The 18,274-nt window shown below is 34.4% G+C and carries 17 protein-coding genes; 7 read left to right on the top strand and 10 right to left on the bottom strand.

What is annotated here, in order from left to right:
* The 6 genes from K7G76_RS07645 to K7G76_RS07620 all read left to right on the top strand — a co-directional run.
* Positions 1-1,931, top strand: a 1,931-nt coding sequence (locus K7G76_RS07645; protein ID WP_223033568.1) for a gliding motility-associated C-terminal domain-containing protein, incomplete at its 5' end; no start/stop codon positions are given.
* Positions 1,932-1,942: 11 nt separating this feature from the next.
* Complete coding sequence (locus K7G76_RS07640) at positions 1,943-2,872, top strand: PorP/SprF family type IX secretion system membrane protein (protein WP_223033567.1); 930 nt, start codon at positions 1,943-1,945, stop codon at positions 2,870-2,872.
* A 12-nt stretch (positions 2,873-2,884) separates the two neighbouring features.
* Positions 2,885-4,807 (top strand): OmpA family protein, encoded by a 1,923-nt coding sequence (locus K7G76_RS07635; protein ID WP_223033566.1) that lies wholly within the window; start codon positions 2,885-2,887, stop codon positions 4,805-4,807.
* Positions 4,808-5,086: 279 nt separating this feature from the next.
* Entirely contained in the window at positions 5,087-5,527 is a 441-nt protein-coding gene (locus tag K7G76_RS07630; protein WP_223033565.1) for a MarR family winged helix-turn-helix transcriptional regulator, read from the top strand.
* Between the two features lies 1 nt (position 5,528).
* Complete coding sequence (locus K7G76_RS07625; RefSeq protein WP_223033564.1) at positions 5,529-6,575, top strand: alpha/beta hydrolase; 1,047 nt, start codon at positions 5,529-5,531, stop codon at positions 6,573-6,575.
* A gap of 130 nt (positions 6,576-6,705) precedes the next feature.
* Complete coding sequence (locus K7G76_RS07620; protein WP_223033563.1) at positions 6,706-7,113, top strand: hypothetical protein; 408 nt, start codon at positions 6,706-6,708, stop codon at positions 7,111-7,113.
* Positions 7,114-7,216: 103 nt separating this feature from the next.
* Here the strand turns inward: K7G76_RS07620 and K7G76_RS07615 are convergent, their stop codons facing one another.
* Positions 7,217-7,711 carry a CAP domain-containing protein gene (locus K7G76_RS07615; RefSeq protein ID WP_223033562.1) on the bottom strand — a complete coding sequence of 165 codons (495 nt, stop codon included), beginning with the start codon at positions 7,709-7,711 and terminating at the stop codon, positions 7,217-7,219.
* A 165-nt stretch (positions 7,712-7,876) separates the two neighbouring features.
* Positions 7,877-8,524, bottom strand: coding sequence for a pyridoxamine 5'-phosphate oxidase (gene pdxH / locus K7G76_RS07610; protein WP_223033561.1), 648 nt, complete (start codon positions 8,522-8,524; stop codon positions 7,877-7,879).
* A 62-nt stretch (positions 8,525-8,586) separates the two neighbouring features.
* On the opposite strand from pdxH, the gene K7G76_RS07605 reads away from it, so the two are divergent.
* A complete protein-coding gene (locus K7G76_RS07605) occupies positions 8,587-9,003 on the top strand; it encodes a hypothetical protein (protein ID WP_223033560.1) in 417 nt (138 codons plus the stop codon).
* On the opposite strand, the gene K7G76_RS07600 is transcribed toward K7G76_RS07605, so the two are convergent.
* The 8 genes from K7G76_RS07600 to lon all read right to left on the bottom strand — a co-directional run bounded on the left by K7G76_RS07600 (position 8,993) and on the right by lon (position 18,165).
* Positions 8,993-9,898 carry a ribonuclease Z gene (locus tag K7G76_RS07600; protein ID WP_223033559.1) on the bottom strand — a complete coding sequence of 302 codons (906 nt, stop codon included), beginning with the start codon at positions 9,896-9,898 and terminating at the stop codon, positions 8,993-8,995. The genes K7G76_RS07605 and K7G76_RS07600 overlap by 11 nt on opposite strands.
* Before the next feature lie 56 nt (positions 9,899-9,954).
* Positions 9,955-10,287: a ribonuclease Z gene (locus K7G76_RS07595; RefSeq protein WP_223033558.1), complete on the bottom strand. Its 333-nt coding sequence runs from the start codon at positions 10,285-10,287 to the stop codon at positions 9,955-9,957.
* Positions 10,288-10,291: 4 nt separating this feature from the next.
* Positions 10,292-11,221, bottom strand: coding sequence for an aspartate carbamoyltransferase catalytic subunit (locus K7G76_RS07590; RefSeq protein WP_223033557.1), 930 nt, complete (start codon positions 11,219-11,221; stop codon positions 10,292-10,294).
* Between the two features lie 4 nt (positions 11,222-11,225).
* Positions 11,226-11,765 carry a bifunctional pyr operon transcriptional regulator/uracil phosphoribosyltransferase PyrR gene (pyrR, locus tag K7G76_RS07585; RefSeq protein WP_223033556.1) on the bottom strand — a complete coding sequence of 180 codons (540 nt, stop codon included), beginning with the start codon at positions 11,763-11,765 and terminating at the stop codon, positions 11,226-11,228.
* A 99-nt stretch (positions 11,766-11,864) separates the two neighbouring features.
* Positions 11,865-13,709 (bottom strand): 30S ribosomal protein S1, encoded by a 1,845-nt coding sequence (gene rpsA, locus K7G76_RS07580; protein WP_223033555.1) that lies wholly within the window; start codon positions 13,707-13,709, stop codon positions 11,865-11,867.
* A 180-nt stretch (positions 13,710-13,889) separates the two neighbouring features.
* Positions 13,890-14,582: a (d)CMP kinase gene (gene cmk / locus K7G76_RS07575; RefSeq protein WP_223033554.1), complete on the bottom strand. Its 693-nt coding sequence runs from the start codon at positions 14,580-14,582 to the stop codon at positions 13,890-13,892.
* Positions 14,583-15,602, bottom strand: a complete 1,020-nt coding sequence (porQ, locus tag K7G76_RS07570; RefSeq protein WP_223033553.1) for a type IX secretion system protein PorQ — start codon at positions 15,600-15,602, stop codon at positions 14,583-14,585.
* 112 nt (positions 15,603-15,714) lie between these two features.
* Positions 15,715-18,165 carry an endopeptidase La gene (lon, locus tag K7G76_RS07565; protein ID WP_223033552.1) on the bottom strand — a complete coding sequence of 817 codons (2,451 nt, stop codon included), beginning with the start codon at positions 18,163-18,165 and terminating at the stop codon, positions 15,715-15,717.
* Positions 18,166-18,274 lie beyond the last annotated feature (109 nt).

Genomic DNA, 18,274 nt, shown 5'->3' with positions numbered 1-18,274 from the left:
TCGCGGATGTGCCTGCTCCGGGTGACTTGACAGCTAACGATAACTGTGCTGGTGATATTACAGTTACCGGTTCTGATTCTACAGATAGTTCCGATCCTTGTAACATTATTATCACACGTACTTGGACGTTTACCGATGCCTGTAACAACTCAAGCTCTGTATCACAGACCATTACCGTGGGCGATACCATTGCACCTGTGGCTCCTAGTGCGCCTGCAGACATTACTTACGAGTGTATTGCTGATGTGCCTGCTCCAGGTGACCTGACTGCCAATGATAACTGTACTGGTGATATTACAGTTACCGGTTCTGATTCTACAGATAGTTCCGATCCTTGTAACATTATTATTACACGTACTTGGACGTTTACCGATGCTTGTAACAACTCAAGCTCTGTATCACAGACTATTACCGTGGCCGATACCATTGCGCCTGTGGCTCCTAGTGCGCCTGCAGATACCTCTTACGAGTGTATTGCTGATGTGCCTGCTCCGGGTGACTTGACAGCTAACGATAACTGTGCTGGTGATATTACAGTTACCGGTTCTGATTCTACAGATAGTTCGGATCCTTGTAACATTATTATCACACGTACTTGGACGTTTACCGATGCCTGTAACAACTCAAGCTCTGTATCACAGACTATTACGGTGGCCGATACCATTGCACCTGTGGCTCCTAGTGCGCCTGCAGACATCACTTACGAGTGTATCGCGGATGTACCTGCTCCGGGTGACTTGACAGCTACGGATAATTGCTCTGGTGATATTGTGGCTACGGCTGTTGATTCTACTAACGATACAGATCCTTGTAACATTATAATCACGCGTACCTGGACGTTTACCGATGCCTGTGACAACTCAAGTTCGGTTTCACAAACCATTACAGTGACTGATACCATTGCGCCTGTGGCTCCTAGTGCGCCTGCCGATATCACTTATGAGTGTATTGCTGATGTGCCTGCTCCGGGTGATTTGACTGCTAATGATAACTGTGCCGGTGATATTACAGTGACCGGTGTGGATAATACTGATAGTACAGATCCGTGTAACATCATAATCACACGTACTTGGACGTTTACCGATGCTTGTGACAACTCAAGCTCTGTATCACAGATTATTAATGTAATAGATACTATACCTCCACAGGCAACTAACGATCTATCTGATCTTTCGGTTGTTTGTAGTGAAATTCCTGAACCGCCAACTTTAGTGTTTGATGAATGCTCTGGTGACGTAACTATTGTAGATTTTGTTGTAACGAGTACTTCGGATGGTTCTGACAGTGATTATGAAATTATTTGGACCTGGTCTGTAATTGACAATTGTGGTAATAAAGACATGATCGAACAATATGTTTTTGTAACAAATGAAAACTTTGTCACTGAAATTTCAGACAGTAGATGTTCAGAAGATGGAATAATTGACTTATTCGACTACTATAGCGGTACTGATGATTCTGGAACTTGGGTTGTGGAATCTGGAGACACCACGTTAGACGGAAATTATTTTGATCCGCTAGATGTTGAACTTGGCGATTACATTTTCAGCTATTCAGTTATGGAAAATGGATGTTTAAGCACAACACAAGTGACAATAACGGTTAATGACGATTGTATTGTATTACCATGTGGTTTAGAAGATGTTGTAATATCTACTGCTGTAACGCCTAACGGTGACCAATATAATGAGTACTTTGAAATTACAGGTATTGAAGAATGTGGATTTGTAATTGATATTAAAGTATTTAACCGTTGGGGCGCTATGATTTTTGAAACTGATAATTATCAAAATAATTGGAATGGTTCTGCACATAAATCATCAGTTGGTGGTGCAGATACAGTCCCAACAGGAACATATTACTATATTGTTAATTTAAAAAATAGTGGATTAAAACCAATTACTGGTTACTTCTACGTAGGAACCAAATAAAACTTTAACCTATGAAACTTGTTAAACATAATATAATTGCGTTAGCATTATTAAGTTGTACGTTTGGTATTGCACAACAATTACCACAATTCACTCAGTACATGTATAACACAATCTCTATAAACCCTGCATATGCAGGTAGTAGAGAGACATTAAGTGTAGTTGGCCTACATAGAAGTCAATGGGTTGGCTTTGATGGTGGACCTACAACGCAAACACTTTCCGTCCATTCACCATTACGTAATGATAAAATCGGTTTAGGTGTTTCGTTTATTAATGATAAACTTGGTGACGAACGTTTTACTTATTTGTACGGAGATTTCTCTTATACCATTAAAACTGGTGAAAAATCAGAACTAGCTTTTGGTATAAAAGCTGGATTTACAAGCTATACACTTGATAGATTTTCAGCAGATCCTTCTGTAACAGACCCAAGTGTTTATGGAATTGATGATAGGTGGAGTCCTAATATTGGTGCAGGTGTTTACTGGCATTCGAATAGATGGTATGTTGGACTTTCAACACCAAGAATCCTGACTAACGATTATAACGACGAAGATAGTAATGGTCAAGACTACGAAGCATTAGAACGGGTTAGTTATTACCTTACTGGTGGTTATGTTTTTGATTTAGGAGAAAATACAAAATTAAAACCTGCATTTTTAGTAAAAGCTACTAATGGAGCTCCTCTTTCATTTGATATTACTGCTAATTTCTTATTCTATGAAAAGTTTTGGCTTGGTGGCGGATACAGGATTAATCAAAATACTTCAGCTCTTGCTGGTATAGCAGATTTCCAGGTTTCAAAACAATTACGTATTGGGTATGCCTATGAGTATCCTTTATCAGATTTGAACGCTTATACTGGAGGAACTCATGAAGTACTTATCATGTTTGAGCTATTTAAAATGAAACGAATTAAATCACCTAGATACTTCTAAAAATAAAATCGTATGAAAACTAAAGTTATATTCGCAATAATTGCATTAAGTAGTACAATTCTATTTTCGCAAAGCAAAGTAGGAGATAAATTCTTCGAGAATTATGCCTATTTAAAAGCTGCCGATTTATATCAGGAAGCTGTAAAAAAAGGTGATAGTAGCGAGCATGTCTTAACACGTTTGGGAGATTGTTATTACAACAACTCTAATTCTGAACAGGCTGCAATATGGTATGAAAAAGCTTTAAACAAATATTCAGATATCAACCCTGAATACATTTACAAGTACATCCAAACACAACGTAGTTTGGGTAATTATGTTGAAGCCGATAAGTGGTTATCAAAATTCAAAGACATTCAAAGTTCAGATAGCCGTGTGGCCGATTTAAGTGTAGGTAATTTAAGTATTTATGAAGAGTTAGAATCTACAACCGGTATATACGTTGAGACTCAAAATTTAGATAGTAATACAAACTATGCCGACTTTGGCGGTTTTATCCACGAGGGTTCTCTTTATTTTTCTTCATCTAGAAATACTGAAAACGAAATCTATAAATGGAATGGAGAACCTTATTTAGATATCTACAAAGGTGAAATTTCTGTAAACGAAGAAGATGGCACTGCTACGGTAAGCAATGTAACCCTACTGGCTTTTGAAGGCAAACAACGTAATGATGTTCACGAGGCTAGCGCATGTCTTACCAATGATGGTAACACCATGTATTTTACTCGAGATAACGTGAATAGCAGAAACAGACCCGTTTACGATAAAAAAGGAACCTCACATTTAAAAATTTATAAGGCCACTAAAACGGACAGTGTTTGGGGCAACGTTATAGAATTACCGTTTAACGACAATGTATATTCTACAGGTCACCCAACATTAAGTCCAGATAACAAAACACTTTATTTTGTTTCAGATCGCGAAGGTGGTTTTGGACAAACAGATATTTATAAAGTATCAATCGACGGTGATAGTTATGGAACTCCAGAAAATTTAGGAGCAACTGTTAATACCGAAGGACGTGAAATGTTTCCTTATGTAGCAAAAGATAGTACCCTATACTTCTCTTCAGATGGATTTTTAAACCTTGGCTTATTAGATATTTTTAAATCAGATATACTAAAAAACGGATCTCAAGAAGAACCTGTGAATTTAGGAGCACCATACAATAGTGGTTACGACGATTTCGCATTCTTTATGGATAGTGATTCTAAAACCGGATACTTCTCCTCTAACCGACCAGAAGGAAAAGGTGGAGACGATGTTTATGGTTTTAAAGAATTGCCATGCAAGCAAATAATAAAAGGTACTGCCAGAGATAGCAAACTATTAACTCCTCTTGCTATGGTAACGGTTCAGTTAATAGACAAAGAATCTGGTAAAATTGTTTCTGAAGTAACAACAGATAAAAATGGCGAGTACCAATTAGAAGCCGATTGTGATAAGGAATACAAAATACTAGGCTCTAAACAAGACTACAAAGATGCATTGGAAGAATTAAAAACCACTACCGAATATGGTAAAGAACATACGGTAGACCTTAATTTAATCCCGTTGATTAATGATAACGAAATTGTTATTAATCCTATTTTCTTTGACTTTGACAAATGGAACATTAGACCAGATGCCGCTTACGAATTAGAAAACATTGTTTCAGTAATGCGTGCGCATCCAAATATGGTTATTAAAATTGAATCGCATACAGACAGTCGTGGTAGTGATAGATATAATATGAAGTTATCAGACCGTCGTGCCAAATCTACCCAAGAGTATTTATATTCTAGAGGTATTGCTACAGAGCGTATAGAAAGCGCTATTGGCTATGGCGAAACACAATTGGTTAACGAATGTTCAAATGGTGTAAAATGTTCTAAAGAAAAGCATCAAGAAAACAGACGTTCTAAATTTATAATATTAAGTGATAATAATTAAGAAGGCTTAAGTCTTAACATACAATACATAGTTATTAAGATTTAAGAAAATTGATTTAATAAGCTTACATTTATTAAAACCTTCCTAACAATAATCTTATTAACTAAAAAGCCACTCCTTGTGAGTGGCTTTTAAATTTTTATAAATTAAAATACACTAGATTTTAAGCTGTATATATAATACATAAAACACTACTATTAGTGCTATATACACATGCTTTATAAATATATTTTTATTTATATGATATATCAATTATATTTGTATCAAATAAATAAAATTATGATTACACCTCCTTTAAAAACTATTTTCTACTCCATAGAAAAGACCATTAAAGAATATCGTAGGTATTCTCAAGACAATATTTCAAAGCATATTAGTGACATTACACTTGATCAGGTATTAGTTTTAATAATGATAGATTCAAATTCAAAATTAAATCAAAAAGAAGTAGCTAATATTCTTTATAAAGATCATGCTTCTATTACTCGTATGATAGAACTTTTGGTAAAAAAAGGATATGTAAAACGCAAAATTAATAGAGAAGATAGAAGGAGGTTTGACTTGCAAGCATCGGAAAAAGGTATTACAGCTTTAAAAAAACTTAAACCAGTAATATTAAATAATAGGTCAAATGCGCTTAAAAATATTACACAAGAAGAAATAGATATAGTCAACAAAATATTACTTAAAATAACGAATAACTGTTCTAAAAATAATTAAAATGAAATATCACAATCTTATTAAAATTCTATTTTTTGCACTACTTCTTACCAACTGCAAAAAAAAATCTGTTGTTGTAGAGAAAAAACCACAAACGGTTTTACATAATAAACAAGAAGTAAAATTTAGTCCTCCAGGAAAATTGTACAACGTAAAAGGTCATAATATGCATGTTCTTCTTGCAGGCGAAAATCAAAAAGGTCCAACAGTAGTACTTTTTCATGGAGCTGGTGACATTGCACTAAATTGGAATTTAGTTCTTCCAGAAGTTGGGCAATTTACTAAAGCTGTAGCTATTGATCAAGCAGGAGAAGGCTGGAGTGAACACGGACATGGAATGGCCTTAAACCAACAAGTTTATGATACACATGAGCTTCTTAAAGAAGCTAACTTTTCACCCCCTTATATTTTAGTTGGACATTCCCTAGGTGGTGTATTAGCAAATTTATTTGCTAAAGAATATAAAGATGAAGTTGCTGGAATTGTACTCGTTGATGCTACTCATCCAGATGTTGTTTTAAAAGTCTACAATAAAGAACTTAAAAAAATGGAATGGAAAAAAATGAGATTGACCGCAAAAGACACTATTCCAACAATAAATACTACTTATTTAGAATTCCCAAAAAAAACAAAATCATTTCAACCTAAAAAAGATTTTGGAGATATGTTAGAGAAATTTTCGAATAGAGACAAACAACTTTTTAATTGGATTTATAATGAACGACCTTGGACTTATGTAAAAGGGGAAGGAAAAACTTATGAAGCTGAAATTTTTCAAGAAATGTTTCAAAACAAAGAAAAGTATCTTTTAGAAAACATTCCATTAATTGTTATTAGTGCAGGTCAAAAAAAAATTAAAGAAGGTGATAGTAACTGGAGTAGTGAACAACTTCTTAATCATTCAAAATCTTTGCAAAAAGATTTATTGAATCTTTCTTCTAATAGCAAACAAATTATAGCGGCACATAGTGGACACCACGTGCATATAGATGAACCAGAAGTAGTATCTAAAGCTATAAAAGACCTCATTGATTCTTCAAAACAATAAAACTAAACTATACACAACAATAGCTATAAGTAATTGCTTCTTCTAGCCTACTTCTGAAAATCCTTGTGGATTTTCACGCAACGAAACCATAGCCTAAACCGTTGGGACAGATTTTAAAAAACACTACTAGGTGAAAAATAGAATTCTAACATTGTTATTATTATTCATGTCTAATGTATTTGGGCAAACGAATGAACCAATCTATTTATACCATGATCATAATTATAGTACAACTTATTCATATGAGGTTTCTGAAATTACAATTCATTCTGATTCAAGCTATACCTTAAAAAGGTATTTAATGAAAAACAGAAAGACTTGGAAAACCTATAAAGATTTTGAACCTGAAATAAGTAGCGGGAAAATCAGACGAAATGGTAAATTTTATACCTTGACTGAATATGGGAACGGAAACAAAACTGATATTGAATGGAATGTAAAAGTCACTAAAAGCCGATTAATTTTCTATTTTAATAAAAGAAAAGATAAATTAAAAAAAAGTATTAAATACAAACGGGTTAAACTAATTTATAATTAGTGATTATAACAATCAATTATAAGTTCTTTAAACTAAAAAAAGCGACCATAAAGTCGCTTTTTTAATGTAAAGTAATCTGAATTGCTATTAATCAATATTCTAATTATTTCTTTACAAATATGTTTGTGTAATACCAGTTACCATCGTTATCCTGTTCTGCCGAAATATCAAAATTGGTAAAATTACCTTCAATATTGGCACGGTGACCATCACTATTCAACCAAGCGTTTACAACAGATTGCGCACTTGTATAGCCATAGGCCACATTTTCTGAAACTGTATTAGCTCCAGCGTTGCTTTGTAAATACGATTTACGCAAGAAAAAATTATCGTGCGAGATAGCATTTTGTTCAAGCATATAAGTAGTATGGTTATAGGCTTGCGATTTAATTATACCCATGTCAGACAACGGGTTTAAACCTAAATTAAGTCTATGGTCGTTTATAAGCTCTAAAATTTCAACTTCAATGCCTTTAGCTTCAGGAATAACTAGATTAGCATTATAAGCTTCGGCTTTGTCGTCTAGGTTATCTGATGAACATGAAAACATGAACATAGCAAATAAAACCATAACTGGTAGTAACGTAGGTCTTTTCATTGTTAGGTTATTTAGATTTGGGATAGTAAAATTAACTTCCTAACCAAAAAAGACTGTTAACAAAATGTTAAAATCGATAAAATACATGCATTTTATCGATTTATAATGTTTTTTATCGATATTAAGTGTTTTTAATCACGATAAAACTACACTTTACCGATATTATCATGGAGATAATCGGCTTTTAATCCAATTGCATTCATTATCAAGCCTATAGCGAATTCTATCATGTAGTCTATTAGCGCGTCCCTGCCAAAATTCAAACTCTATGGGCTTTACTATAAAACCGCCCCAAAAATCAGGTCTTGGTATATCTTTATTCTCAAATTGTTCTTCCAAACGTTTTAATTTATTTTCTAATACCTCCCTACTCTCTACAACTTCACTTTGTTTAGAAGCCAAGGCCCCTAATTGACTTCCTCTTGGTCGCGATTCAAAATAACCATCGCTTAAATTTTCAGCAACTTTTTCAGCCCTACCCTTTATTATAATTTGTCGTTCGGCTCCATGCCAAAAAAAGGACAAGCACACATTAGGATTCGCTTGAATGGCTTTACCTTTTTCACTATTGTAATTGGTGTAAAAAATAAAACCTTCATAAGTATAGCGCTTTAACAGAACGACTCTACTTTTAGGAAAGCCATCTAAACCCAAAGTAGATATAGTCATGGCATTATTTTCGTCTTCCGGAAAATGCTCATCTACTTCTAAAAACCAATCCCTAAACAATTCAAAGGGGTTTTCTGGGCTTTTAGAAAGCGATAATTCATTCTTTTCGTACGACCTTCTATAATTACTTAAATCTGCATCCATAAATTACTATTGGCTCTTGTCTTGTTTATTTTTTTATATAAATTTAAGCATTAATTACAGAAATGAAATTTGAAAACAGCATTTATTTCAACCAGTTAAAACACAGCAAACTAGTATTCCCTTTTGGTAAATTTTATTTGTTTGATAATTTTATTATTTCAGAATTACATGAAGGCGTACACTTTGACTGGGAAAAAATACAGGAAGTTTCATATGAATTAATAGCTCATTATGGAAATAACATAAAGATTGGATATATCTCCAACAGAATAAACTCCTACTCTATTGATCCTCATTTATGGTCTACTTTCAACAAGGAGTTTGGCTTTATAGTGGCTAGTGCTGTTGTGATTCATGATGACTTTGGATATATGAATGCAACTCTTGAAAAACAATTTACCGAAAACAGTTTAAAACGCTGTTCTAGCTTAGAAGAAGCCATTCACTGGATTCAAAATCTTGACGAGTTTAAAACGTAAACACTTTTCCCGCTTCTGCTAATTCTACATTTTCGAAAACGGTTTGTGCTTCCTCTTTAAAACCCGAAATGTCATCATAACGTGTAGAATAATGCCCAAGTATTAATTGACCAACTCCTGCCTTTTGTGCAATAGTCGCTGCATCAATGGCACTACTATGCTTTGTAGGATTCGATAAATGGGCATGCTTTTCCAAAAATGTAGATTCGTGATACAATACATCAGAATTTTTAATAATAGGAATAATCGTTTCTGTGTAAGCTGTATCACTACAATAGGCATAACTTTTTGGTTTGGCAGGATCTTTAGTTACATCTGCATTTAAAATAAGCTTACCATCTTCATTTACTACATCGAAACCTTGTTTTAATTTTCGGTAGTACGATTTATCAATATTAGCGTTTAGGGTTGCATTTAAATCCAATTTGCGTTCACCAAGTTTTTCTTTAAACAGAAAACCATTAGTGTAAACGCGATGTTTTAAAGGAATGGTATGTACGGTTACTTTTTCATCTTCATAAATTAATTCCGATTCTTCTGAAATTAGCTCGTGAAAAATTAGCTTATAATTTGTCCAGGAGTTGCCCAATTTTAACTGTAGCGTAATAGCTTCCTTTAAGCCCTTTGGTCCATAAATATGTAAATCGGTTTCTCTTGTAAGCAACCTGAAAGTAGAAACCAGACCTATCAAACCAAAAAAATGATCTCCATGGAGGTGGGAAATGAAAATATGTTTGATTCTTGAAAACTTAACTTTGTTTTTACGCAATTGCACTTGAGTACCTTCTCCACAATCAATTAAAAAAATATTATTATTTATTTCTAATACTTGTGATGTAGGATGGGTATCTACGCGTGGTGTGGCACTATGACAACCTAATATGGTTAATTTCATCTATTAATATGCATGTTTTTCAGAGGTCAGGAGGAATGCACGATAATCATTTCACACTAAAACCCTAAATCGCGTTCCATTTCTTCCATTTCAATAATATCATAAGCTTCCTGCATTGTAGGAACAACAACCAACTCATCTGGCATATCATCAAAATTTACTTTATCGGTAACAATTACAAAGGAGTTTTTTGCTTGCCTGTGTGTGTTTGATAAATTTAAAAACTCCACGATTTCATTAAGAGGAATTTGCCTTAAACTCGTTAAGCATATTATGATATTATCATTTTTAAAACGATCGAATAAAACGTCTAATTTCTTGACCAGTTCAACAACCGATGCCTTTTCCTGTGTAATAACAGTTATGTTATCCTGCTTATCAAATATCATAGTGTTACTGTTTTATTTTTGAAGCTAATAAATAAATAACAGCCATCCTAACTGCTACACCATTTTGTACTTGGTCCAATATAATGGCTTGATCTGAATCTGCTACATCACTGGTAATTTCAACTCCTCTGTTTATAGGTCCAGGATGCATAATTGTAATGTCTTTATCCAATGTATTTAATAACTCCATATTAACACCGTATTGCTGTGTATATTCCCGTGTTGAAGGAAAATAACTCACAGACATACGTTCATTTTGAACACGAAGCATATTAGCCACATCACACCAATTTAAGGCTTTTCGTAAATTGGTTTCAACTTTAACCCCCAGTTTATCAATATATTTTGGAATTAAAGTTTTTGGTCCACAGACCATAACTTGGGCGCCTTGGGTTTTTAATGCAAAAATATTTGACAATGCCACGCGACTGTGCAATATATCCCCAACTATTACAACCTTCTTTCCTTTCACATCCCCCAACCGCTCACGAATGGAATACGAATCCAATAAAGCTTGGGTTGGGTGCTCGTGTGCGCCATCACCAGCATTAATAATACTTGCATTGACATGATTGGATAAAAATACACTAGCTCCTGGGTTAGGATGGCGCATAACAACCATATCCACCTTCATGGATAGAATATTGTTTACCGTATCAATTAAGGTCTCCCCTTTTTTAACAGAAGATTGTGATGCTGAAAAATTTATGACATCGGCTGAAAGGCGTTTTTCTGCCAACTCAAAAGATAATTTTGTTCGAGTAGAGTTTTCAAAAAATAAGTTGGCAATAGTAATATCACGAAGGGAAGGCACTTTTTTGATAGGCCTATTAATCACTTCTTTAAAGTGGTCAGCCGTTTCAAAAATAAGTTTAATATCGTCTTTATTAAGATATTTAATTCCCAATAAGTGATTGACACTTAACTCGCTCATATTATTATTTGTTTATTAAGTAAACCGCATCCTCGCCTTGCTCCTCCTGCCAATGCACGATTACTTTTTCTTCGTTAATAGCATCTACTTGCCTTCCTTTGTAATTGGGTTGTATGGGCAAGTGTCTGCTAAAACGCCTATCAATTAACGTTAATAATTCAATTTCGTTTGGTCTACCAAAAGACTGGATAGCTGTTAATGCTGCACGAATACTTCTTCCTGTGTACAACACATCATCTATAAAAACAATTTTTTTATTCTCAACAAGAAAATTTATTTCTGTAGTATTGGCTTCTAAGGGTTTATCACTTCGTCTAAAATCGTCTCTAAAAAATGTGATATCCAAATGCCCGAGTTGCAAATTTTTAATTTTGTACTCCTCTTTTAACATTTGAGCTAATCGATTAGCCATGTATTTACCTCTTGGCTGTAAACCTATTAAAACTGTATTGGTAAAGTCGTTATGGTTTTCAATAAGTTGACAAGCCAATCGATGAAGAATGATGTTTACCTCTTTTGCGTTAAGTAAAACTTTTTGACTCATAAACTATCCAAACGTTGTTTGGAGAACAAAGATAATGCAAAAAAATAAAAAAGCCTTCCAAAAATTGGAAGGCTTTTACGCTTTATAATGGAGGGTTTATTATTTCCCTTCCATTTTATCTTTAAGAGCTTGTAATGTGTCATTAGCATCACCTAAAGTTGGTTTAGCCTCTGCAGCAGCATTTTTAGCAGCAGCTTTTACATTAGCAGCTTCTTCTTCTCTAAAGATAGCTGTATGCGAAGCAACTACACGTTTAAACTCTTTGTTAAATTCAATGATTTTGAATTCTGCCTCTTCACCTTTCTTAAGTTTCTTACCGTCTTCTTTTTCCATATGACGAGAAGGAACGAAAGCTACAATATCCTCATTAAAATCAATAGTAGCACCTTTGTCAACTATTTCAGTTAATTCAGCTTTGTGGACAGTTCCAACAGCGAATTCTTCTTCATATTTATCCCAAGGGTTTTCTGTTGTTTGTTTATGACCTAAACTTAATTTACGTCCTTCAACATCTAATTCAAGAACAACAACATCTAATTTATCACCTACGTTGCAGAATTCACTTGGATGCTTGATTTTCTTCGTCCAAGATAAATCAGAAATATAGATTAAACCATCAATACCTTCTTCCAATTCAACAAATACACCAAAGTTTGTAAAGTTACGAACCGTACCTGTGTGTTTAGAACCTACAGGATATTTAGATGTGATATCTGTCCATGGATCTGGTGTTAATTGCTTAATACCTAGAGACATTTTACGATCTTCTCTATCTAATGTTAAGATTTGAGCTTCAACTTCATCTCCAACAGAAACGAAATCTTGAGCAGAACGTAAATGTGTAGACCAAGACATTTCAGAAACGTGGATAAGACCTTCAACACCATCAGCAACTTCAATAAATGCACCGTAATCTGCAATAACAACTACTTTACCTTTTACTTTGTCACCAACTTTAACGTCTTCACCTAATGCATCCCAAGGATGTTTAGATAATTGCTTAAGACCTAATTGGATTCTTGATTTGTTTTCATCAAAATCAAGGATAACGACGTTCAATTTTTGGTCTAACTCAACAATCTCATTTGGATGGTTGATACGTGACCAAGAAAGATCGGTAATGTGGATTAAACCGTCTACACCTCCAAGGTCAATAAACACACCGTAAGAAGTAATGTTTTTAACAACACCTTCTAATACTTGTCCTTTTTCTAACTGACCAATAATTTCTTTCTTTTGTTCTTCAATATCAGCCTCGATAAGTGCTTTATGAGAAACCACAACGTTTTTGAATTCGTGGTTGATTTTAACAACTTTGAATTCCATTGTTTTATTTACGTATTGATCGTAATCGCGAATTGGCTTCACATCAATTTGAGAACCTGGTAAGAATGCTTCAATTCCGAAAACATCTACAATCATACCACCTTTAGTTCTACACTTAACGAAACCATTAACGATTTCTCCACTTTCGTGAGCAGCATTCACACGATCCCATGCTTTAATTACACGAGCTTTTCTGTGTGATAATACCAACTGACCAGTAGCGTCTTCACGAACATCAATTAATACTTCTACTTTGTCTCCTACTTTTAAGTTTGGATTGTAACGGAATTCGTTTAATGAAATAACACCTTCAGACTTAGCGTTAATGTCAATAATGGCATCACGATCTGTAATGTGAATAACCTCTCCTTCTACAACTTCATCATCTAAAGTGTCAACGAAATTCTCTGCTACTAATTTTTCAAATTCTTTTAATTGCGAATCTTCAACCTCATCAATACCTTCTTGGTAATTGTGCCAGTTAAAATCTTTTAAGAATTTTTCAGGGTTTGCTTGAGCTTCAGATACTACTGGAGCCTCTGCTGTTTTTGTTTCAGTTGCTTCAACTGTTTGTGCTTCAGTTGCTTCAACTTCCGCTTGTTTTGCTTTTTCAGCCATATGCTGATAATAATTTGTATTCTGTTATGTCTTGAAAATTTTAAGCAATTAACACACAGAAGTGTTATGTTATATTTTGTATTCCCTTCTTAATTTTCAATGCATCGCTAAAAAGGAGTGCAAAAATACTACTTTTTCCTTAATAAAACAACAGCTTATTCACTGAAAATTAAATATTTATTATAGTGCTTCTAATACTTGGGAAGTAAGTTGCAATATATTCTGAAATTGTTCTTCTAAAGTTAGGTTAGAGTTATCAATTTCTATAGCATCATCAGCCTTAATTAATGGAGAATCTTCTCTATGTGTGTCAATATAATCACGTTCTTGAATATTGTGCAAAACTTCATTATAATCTACATTGTCTCCTCGTTCGATTAATTCATGGTAACGCCTATGTGCCCGCTTTTCAGCCGAGGCCATCATGAAAATCTTTAATTCGGCATTAGGGAATACAACAGTTCCAATATCACGACCATCCATAACAACGCCCTTATCCTCTCCCATTTTTTGCTGTTGTTTAACTAGCATGCTCCTAACTTCAGATACAGCTGCCACCTGACTCACAAAATTGGAAACCTCTAGTGTTCGAATTTTTTTTTCAACATTAATGTCGTTTAAATACACATCTGCTACCTGCGTTTCACTGTTTAGCTTAAATGAAATTTGAACGCTTTCTAAATTTGAAATTAAGTCCTTAACATCAAAATGATCATCGCCAATAAAGTTTTTTTCCATGGCAAACAGCGTAACAGCACGATACATGGCACCTGAATCGACATAAACATAGCCCAGATACTTTGCCAGTTGTTTTGCAACAGTACTTTTTCCTGTTGAGGAATATCCATCTATAGCAATCGTAATCTTTTGCATTTATCTTAAATCTATTTGCATACCGAAGAAATTAGCATTCGATGCACTGGTATAGCGCACATGGGTAAAGCTAAATCTAAATTTATTGAGTTGCAAACCAATTCCAGCTGAAATTCCAGAAAAATTTCGTTGTTCATCAATTCGCAACTCCCGGCCTCGTCTAAAATTGTAACCCAATCTAATATTAAATGCACCTTCAGGAAAAAGTTCTGCACCAAGAATTGTATGGCTTATAAGATTAGTAAAAAAACCCGTCTTCTCTTGAGTTTGATTGCCTTCCAAATCCGTTTCTGCTCGTGCAGGATTACTAACCGCCAATGGCCAAACCTGTAAGTTTTCTAATGTTATATGCCAACGCAAAGGCACATTCTCCAATGTTTGAGACATACCAAAAGCAATTTCAAAAGGTAAGGGCTCGTTTTGCCCTGCATAGGTTGTTATTTGCATCCCTAAATTTCTGACTACCAATGTGGCCTGAAACTCAATATCTTCATTGATATACATCAAACCAGCATCAATTGCTGCTCCAAATGATGAATACTGCTCTAGTTTTGAAGTAATTAGCTTGATAGTTCCTCCTGCATAAAAATCAGAATACCCAATTTGTCTCGAATGTCCAAAAGACAAAGACGCTTCATTACCACTAAAGGATCCCGTAGGGTTGCCCTGTTCATCATAACCATCAAAACTACCATAATTAATATAGGTAATACCCGTAAAGAACGTTAACACACGTCTGTCCCAGGTATATCCATAAGCTCCAGTACCATAACTAATGCCTCCTAAATAACTTGAGTAATTTAATGCCAATTGATTGTCCATTTCAACATTAATTGCCGAGGGATTTGTTAAGGCCTGGGTAACATCGTAATCTATATTAGTAAATACTTTACCCCCTAAAGCTGCTTGCCTTGGTGAAGCAATAAGGTTAAGGAATTGATATGTAGTTTCACCACCTACTTGAGCGCATAAATATGCACTGAAAAAAACACAAATAACAGTGGTAAATCTCTTAATCATAAAGTTGCAAAGTAACTAAATCTATCTTAAAACGGCTGCAAGTATAAATTATTTTTAATACATAAAAAAACCTCGATTTTAATTCGAGGTCTTTTACTATTAATCAAATGTATTATAGGGTTTTAGCATTCTTAACCTTTTGGTTTGTTAATGCCAATTTAATAACATCACCCATATCTGAAACATAGTGAAAAGTCAAGCCTTTTAGATATTCTGGTTTTATTTCTTCAATGTCACGTCTGTTCTCCTCACAAAGTAAAATCTCTTTAATTCTAGCGCGTTTGGCGGCTAGTATTTTTTCTTTAATACCTCCTACGGGAAGTACTTTCCCTCGAAGTGTGATTTCGCCTGTCATGGCTATACTCTTCTTTACTTTACGCTGTGTAAATAAAGACACTAATGAAGTTAGCATGGTAATTCCTGCACTAGGCCCATCTTTAGGTGTAGCACCTTCAGGTACATGGATGTGCACATTATACTTATCAAAAATTTCTGAATTAATGCCCAATTCATCAGCATTAGCCTTAATATACTCCATGGCTATTGTAGCAGATTCTTTCATGACTTTACCTAAATTACCAGTAACCGTTAAGTTACCTTTGCCTTTAGATAAGATAGATTCAATAAATAAGATATCACCCCCTACTCGAGTCCAAGCTAAACCTGTAACGACACCAGCAACATTATTGTTTTCATATTTATCGCGCTCTAGCTTTGGTCCGCCTAAAACCTCAACAATATTTTCATTGGTTACTTTTATATTATAGTCATCTTCCATGGCTATGTTTTTAGCTGCATAACGTACCATTTTCGCCAGCTGTTTTTCTAGGCCACGAACTCCAGACTCCCTTGTGTATCCTTCTACAATTTTCTCCAGTTGGGGTTTACCTATTTTCAAATCTTTTTCGGTTAAACCATGTTCCTTTAATTGTTTAGGCAATAAGTGTCGTTTGGCTATTTCAACCTTTTCTTCAATTGTATATCCCGTAACATTTATAATTTCCATTCTATCTAACAATGCAGGCTGAATGGTTGACAAGCTATTGGATGTGGCAATAAACATAACTTTGGAAAGATCATAACCCATTTCTAAAAAGTTGTCATAGAACTCACTATTCTGTTCTGGATCTAAAACTTCAAGCATAGCCGATGATGGATCACCTTGATGTGAGTTGGAAAGCTTATCGATTTCATCTAAAACAAAAACAGGGTTTGATGTACCCGCTTTTTTTAGGTTTTGTAAAATTCGCCCTGGCATGGCACCAATATAAGTTTTACGGTGTCCGCGTATTTCTGCTTCATCACGTAAACCACCTAATGACATACGCACATATTCTCTTCCTAAAGCTTCTGCAATAGATTTCCCTAAAGAAGTTTTACCAACTCCTGGAGGTCCATATAAACAAAGTATTGGTGACTTCATATCGTTACGAAGTTTTATAACCGCCAAGTGCTCTATAATACGACGCTTAACATCGTCTAAACCGTAATGATCTCTATCTAAAATACGCTTAGCGCGTTTTAAATCGAATTTATCCTTACTGTAATCATTCCACGGTAAGTCCAAAAACAAATCTAAATAGTTTCGTTGAATGGAATATTCAGCCACTTGAGGATTCATTCGGTGCATTTTAGCCAATTCCTTATCAAAATGCTTGGCTACTTTTTCTGGCCATTTTTTTGATTTAGCGCGTTGTTTCATATCATCCAACTCTTCATCATGACTAACACCACCAAGCTCTTCCTGAATGGTTTTCATTTGTTGGTGCAAGAAGTATTCACGCTGCTGTTGGCTCATATCACTTTGAACCTTTAACTGAATATCGTTTTTCAATTCCAATTTTTGAAACTCAATATTCATATACTTTAAAGTTTCCAACGCACGCTCTTTCAAATCGTTTATTTCCAATAATTTTTGCTTGTCAGTAACTGATAAGTTCATATTGGAAGACACGAAGTTTATTAAAAACGAATCGCTTTTTATGTTTTTAATGGCGAATGAGGCTTCACTTGGAATATTTGGACTTTCCTTAATGATTTGAAGTGACAATTCTTTAATCGAATCGATTATCGCTTCAAACTCTTTGTTTTTAGCTGCAGGTCTAGCTTCAGGCACTTCTTTTACAGTAGCTTTTAAATAAGGCTCTTCTGACACTACTTCGTCAACCTGAAAACGTTTTTTACCTTGAATTATAACTGTTGTATTACCATCTGGCATTTTCAATACTTTTAAAATCCTGGCAACAGTCCCAGTTTTAAAAATATCATTAGCTGTTGGGTCTTCTACAGCTTCATCTTTTTGGGACACAACACCAATTACCTTACTGCCATTATTCGCATCTTTTATTAACTTAATGGATTTATCACGTCCAGCTGTAATAGGAATAACAACACCTGGAAACAATACCGTGTTACGTAATGAAAGTATAGGTAATGAGTTGGGAAGTTCCTCTTTTCGTATTTCTTCTTCGTCTTCTGGTGTCATTAAAGGAATTAATTCTGAATTTTCATCAAAATCCTGTAATGACAAACTGTCAAGGCTTAAAAAATTAGATTTCTTCATAGATATATTTAAGTCATTCTGTCATTTTTACTTCAGATAACAGAATTTCTATTGTATTTTTAAATATTAAGTTTTAATCTACAAAACTAACAATCAGTAATTTAAATTA

This window comes from Hanstruepera marina (assembly GCF_019880635.1).
In the GTDB taxonomy this organism is placed as follows: Bacteria; Bacteroidota; Bacteroidia; order Flavobacteriales; family Flavobacteriaceae; genus Hanstruepera; species Hanstruepera marina.
Note: the sequence above shows the minus strand (reverse complement) of the source record. Positions and strands in the feature narration are given on the sequence as shown.

Excerpts from the sequence above, each read along its gene's own strand:
- porQ (WP_223033553.1), bottom strand. The coding sequence starts at position 15,602 with ATGATTAAGAGATTTACCACTGTTATTTGTGTTTTTTTCAGTGCATAT.
- K7G76_RS07590 (WP_223033557.1), bottom strand. The coding sequence starts at position 11,221 with ATGAGCGAGTTAAGTGTCAATCACTTATTGGGAATTAAATATCTTAAT.
- cmk (WP_223033554.1), bottom strand. The coding sequence starts at position 14,582 with ATGCAAAAGATTACGATTGCTATAGATGGATATTCCTCAACAGGAAAA.
- K7G76_RS07600 (WP_223033559.1), bottom strand. The coding sequence starts at position 9,898 with ATGAAATTAACCATATTAGGTTGTCATAGTGCCACACCACGCGTAGAT.
- lon (WP_223033552.1), bottom strand. The coding sequence starts at position 18,165 with ATGAAGAAATCTAATTTTTTAAGCCTTGACAGTTTGTCATTACAGGAT.
- K7G76_RS07625 (WP_223033564.1), top strand. The coding sequence starts at position 5,529 with ATGAAATATCACAATCTTATTAAAATTCTATTTTTTGCACTACTTCTT.
- K7G76_RS07630 (WP_223033565.1), top strand. The coding sequence starts at position 5,087 with ATGATTACACCTCCTTTAAAAACTATTTTCTACTCCATAGAAAAGACC.
- pyrR (WP_223033556.1), bottom strand. The coding sequence starts at position 11,765 with ATGAGTCAAAAAGTTTTACTTAACGCAAAAGAGGTAAACATCATTCTT.
- K7G76_RS07615 (WP_223033562.1), bottom strand. The coding sequence starts at position 7,711 with ATGAAAAGACCTACGTTACTACCAGTTATGGTTTTATTTGCTATGTTC.
- rpsA (WP_223033555.1), bottom strand. The coding sequence starts at position 13,709 with ATGGCTGAAAAAGCAAAACAAGCGGAAGTTGAAGCAACTGAAGCACAA.
- K7G76_RS07605 (WP_223033560.1), top strand. The coding sequence starts at position 8,587 with ATGAAATTTGAAAACAGCATTTATTTCAACCAGTTAAAACACAGCAAA.
- K7G76_RS07635 (WP_223033566.1), top strand. The coding sequence starts at position 2,885 with ATGAAAACTAAAGTTATATTCGCAATAATTGCATTAAGTAGTACAATT.
- K7G76_RS07595 (WP_223033558.1), bottom strand. The coding sequence starts at position 10,287 with ATGATATTTGATAAGCAGGATAACATAACTGTTATTACACAGGAAAAG.
- K7G76_RS07640 (WP_223033567.1), top strand. The coding sequence starts at position 1,943 with ATGAAACTTGTTAAACATAATATAATTGCGTTAGCATTATTAAGTTGT.
- pdxH (WP_223033561.1), bottom strand. The coding sequence starts at position 8,524 with ATGGATGCAGATTTAAGTAATTATAGAAGGTCGTACGAAAAGAATGAA.